The sequence below is a fragment of the Paenibacillus whitsoniae genome, assembly GCF_003955665.1.
In the GTDB taxonomy this organism is placed as follows: Bacteria; Bacillota; Bacilli; order Paenibacillales; family NBRC-103111; genus Paenibacillus_E; species Paenibacillus_E whitsoniae.
Genome location: NZ_RXHU01000148.1, coordinates 1 through 4150 on the forward strand (window position 1 = coordinate 1; position 4150 = coordinate 4150).

At 50.4% G+C, this 4150-nt stretch carries 3 protein-coding genes; 2 read left to right on the top strand and 1 reads right to left on the bottom strand.

The genetic code is table 11. The features are described 5' to 3' along the window. Window positions 1-271: 271 nt before the first annotated feature. Together EJQ19_RS31225 and EJQ19_RS31230 are read left to right on the top strand one after the other, a co-directional pair. Window positions 272-958: a response regulator transcription factor gene (locus EJQ19_RS31225; protein WP_126145116.1), complete on the top strand. Its 687-nt coding sequence runs from the start codon at window positions 272-274 to the stop codon at window positions 956-958. Then, complete coding sequence (locus EJQ19_RS31230) at window positions 955-2358, top strand: sensor histidine kinase (RefSeq protein ID WP_126145117.1); 1404 nt, start codon at window positions 955-957, stop codon at window positions 2356-2358. Before EJQ19_RS31225 ends, EJQ19_RS31230 begins: the two co-directional genes overlap by 4 nt. Before the next feature lie 110 nt (window positions 2359-2468). On the opposite strand, the gene EJQ19_RS31235 is transcribed toward EJQ19_RS31230, so the two are convergent. Next, a partial coding sequence (locus EJQ19_RS31235; protein ID WP_206438514.1) for an S-layer homology domain-containing protein occupies window positions 2469-4150 on the bottom strand: 1682 nt, incomplete at its 5' end.

Here is a 4150-nt window from a genome sequence, read left to right on the forward strand (position 1 = left end):
TGTATAAGAGACAGGATCAGGTTGGAGTAAAATAATAGGAAAACGAACCTATTTGCTGCAAATGTGCTTGCCACACGGCGAAAACCGACGATCATCTGCTCCACTCCTTTTATCACATCTTACCTCCGGAGGGGGCTTCGATAAATGAGACAAATCTATAAATAATAATAGAAATATACGGGGTTTTTGGGGCATGAAAATTCAACATTATCTGAATAAATCGTGATATGATCGAATTAATTTATTACGATTCGGTGGTGACAGCAATAAAATGGAACGAATTCTGGTAGTTGACGATGACCCGCAAATTCGCGAGGTGATTCTTACCCACATTGAACAGTCCGGCATGCATGCGCTCGAAGCCGAGTCCGGCCAACAGGCGATTGAACGACTGGAATCCGATCAGGTGGATGTGCTTATTCTGGATCTTATGATGGATGATCGCGATGGATTTGAGGTGCTGCGTTACTTGAACAATCGCAGATTAGACGTCTTGGCTATTGTCGTCAGCGCAAGAAGAGCGGAACAAGATAAGATCGTCACGCTTGGACTCGGGGCTGACGATTATATGACCAAGCCTTTTAGTCCCATGGAGTTAATGGCCCGCATTCAAGCCGTGCTGCGCAGACGGCACCCGAAATCGAGTTCCCGCTCTTTGGTCATTCGTTTGAGCAATATGATTCTGGATATCGACAACTACACGCTTCTCATTTATAACGAGAAGGTTTCCTTAACGATGGTAGAGTGCGATCTCATGCGGTTCCTTATGCAGAATCCCGACCGTGTGATGACGAAGCTCGAAATCTATCAACAAGTCTGGCAACATGAAAAGTATGACGATAACAACTTGAGCGTCTATATGAGCCGGCTGCGCAAACAATTGAAACAGGCGCAGTCGTCTTGGGAAATTCAAACCGTGCGCGGCGTTGGTTATCGGTTGACGGGAGCCAGCCTATGAAATTACGCACCAAGTTGTGGCTGTCACTCGTGCTTAGCGCTGCCATGAGTATGGTACTGTTCGGCTATTCGACCGTCTGGATCGGCAAGGTAGCGAATAAAGGCTACGCGCTCTTCCAGTTAAATCCGCTTGCACAATCCATTGTCGATAGCATCGGGGAAAAGCCTGAATTCAGCGCAGACACGTTGAAACAAACCTTGGATCGCGCGCATGCAGATCACCCCGCGATTCGTTGGATGTGGCTAAACGACCAGGGACAATCCCTTTATGATACTGCGGGGCTTAATCCGACCTTTACCTTTCGTGACTTGGCCTTGCTGATGCAGAATATGCCCAAAAATTATTTAACCGAAGACGACGTACATATCCTCACCCCTGCCACCAAGGACGGTCGGTCGTATTTCTTGCTCATGAGCATTCCGGCCTCCGCAATGAAGCAGGGCGAGGTTTATTTTCTCATTCGCACACTCAAATCGTTGCTCACCCTGATATTGCCGCTTATCCTGTCGTTTTCGATCCCCTTTCTAGTGGCCATAGGGTTGTTCACATCGTTAAATAAAAGAATTCGCAAACTCAACCGTGCGCTGAATCAACTGAATATTCAAAGCGACTCGCCCCTTGTCCAACTGACCGACACCTCCAAGGACGAGCTGGGACAGCTGACGCAGCATTATAATTCCATGGCGCATCGGATCCGAACTCAATTCGCGGAAATTCAACAATTCGAGAGTAAGCGCAAGCTCCTGCTCTCCAATCTGTCTCACGATCTGCGTACGCCACTGACAACGATGCTCGGCTGCGCTGAAATGATACGTACCGGAAATTATAAAGATCAGCAAGATCTCGAAGGCAGAGCCAAAATCATTCTTCAACGCTGCAGATACATGGACAAGCTGCTGGATCAAATGCTGGACATCTCCCGGTTGGATGCGGATGAGATGACCCTTCGTCTCGAGAATCATAATCTATCGGAAATCGTTCGCAAAATCGCGGTCGAATACATTATGGTGCTCGATGGCGAACAAGTGGAGCTGGATGTCGAATTGCCGGATGAGGATATTCATCACCTTGTCGATGCCCCCCTTATGGAGAGAGCCTTGCGTAATCTGCTCGACAATGCGATCCGGTACGGGAAGGATGGACGCTATCTGGGAATCGGACTCTCAGCGGACGATCAATTCGTCAATTTGATGGTGACAGATCGAGGGAAAGGGATACCTGCCGAGCATCAGGCGGATGTCTTTGAACGCTTCTATCGTGTGGACAGCGGAAGAAAGGGCGAAGGGTTAGGGATCGGTCTGGCCATTGTTAAAGACATCGCCCATGCCCACCAGGGCGATGTGGAGATGACAAGTACTCCGAACGTAGAAACGGTGTTTCGGATCAAGCTGCCTCGTTAAACAACGACAACGGCAAAGGTAAGAACGGAGTTGTTCTGAGTTTAAAAAAACCTCAGTCCCCACTTTGCAGTGGGGATCGAGGTTCTTTGGGCTGTACATATAGACTTATTTCACTTTTGAAGTGCCTGACCCTTGTCAACGACCGTCTCCGTGAACCGGCGCAGAATGGCCGAAGCCTCCGCACGGGTTGCCATACCGGCAGGATCGTACAGATTGTTTTCCTTACCGTTCACCACACCTGCCTGTTGGATCGTCTTGACCGCTTCCTTGGCCCAGGAACTGATCCTTATGTCATCAGCAAAGGAGATAACTTGCATCCTCACAGGCAGCTTATCACCAGTGACTTGGGCGTATCCCACCATCATAACCGCCATCTGTTCACGGGTAATCGGGCTCTCCGGATCAAACTTGTTATCGCCAATACCCTGTACGATCTTGTTCTGCACCGCCCATTCTATGTAAGGCCAAGCGGCGCTTGTGATTGAAACGTCAGTGAAGCTGCTTTGCTGGTACGCACTCATGTCCGCACCGGAGAGCATACCCAGTGCCATGAGGAAATCCGCGCGGGTGACGGCCGTATCGGGTGAGAAAGTCGCCTTGCCGGTACCGGAGATCAGCCCGCGGCTGACAACATAATCAATGTCGACCTTCGCCCAATGCGTTGCCGTATCCACGAACGCCGGCGCCGGCAATAGGTAGCCCACCCCGTAGACAGACAGGCTATTTCTGCTGAATATCAGATTGCCATTGTCATACTGGGAACGGATCAAAAACTGCGGCTTACCACCCTTGTTTACGTACACAGGATAGAAGTTGCTGGTCTTTTCACTTGAAGTGGGTTTGTGGGAAATATCCAGTGTGACTACCCCTTTGCCGAAGTTTGTCACATACGCGGTCTTGCCCTCCTTCGTATAGCTGACAATGAGATCGTACACCGGGCGGCTGCCTATCAAGGCTGTGGCCGCATCCGACAGTACGGTAACAGGATCGGCTCCGAGTGTGACGGCTCCCGACGCCTGAGCGTTCATTTCCCGAATGGCTATTTCGTCAAAGGAAAAGCTGACAAGCGAGGTATTCACAGCAAAGCGTTTAATACCTTCCTTTTCTAGCAGGGCGAGGGCTCCTTCCTCCAGCTTCACGTTGAAGCTGTTCCCGTTCGCATCGAACTGGATATGACAGACAATGGCAACGCCGTCAGCCGTATTTCCTTTGTTCTGCGCTTCTTTCCTCGCAGCATCGATCCATGTTCTTACCTGTGCCTCCGTAACGACGGCAGAAGCAACGCCGTTCTGATCCACTGTTGCGGTCAAGCTTACGGATGCCACAGTTGGCTGATTGGGATTCTTGTCGATGGTGATGCTCGGCATGTTTTCGGACGAACCACGATCTGAATTCGAGCCTCCACTAGGAGACGAGCTGCCGTTATAGCTCCAGTTGGCGATGACGGTCACGTTCTGGGCAGGCATCATAAAACTGGTTGTCGCGCTGCTTGCGTTAGCGAAGGTCACGCCGTCTGTTGAAGTCCAGCCGATGAAGGTGTAGCCGCTCCGGCTTCCTGCATAGACGGATACAGTCACGCCGCTAGTGTAACTTCCGCTGCCATTTGAACCAATACCACCATTACCAATCGTAACGGTGTACTCATTCGGAGCTGTGATCGCAATGATTTTCTCAGCACTTTTGAAACTCGATACCGTTGCTTTGACGCGAATCTGGTAAGTGCCTGTCGCAAGGCCGGTAATTTCGGTGCCTGTTACGTCCGTCCAAGCACCACTTGCCGACTTGTACTCCA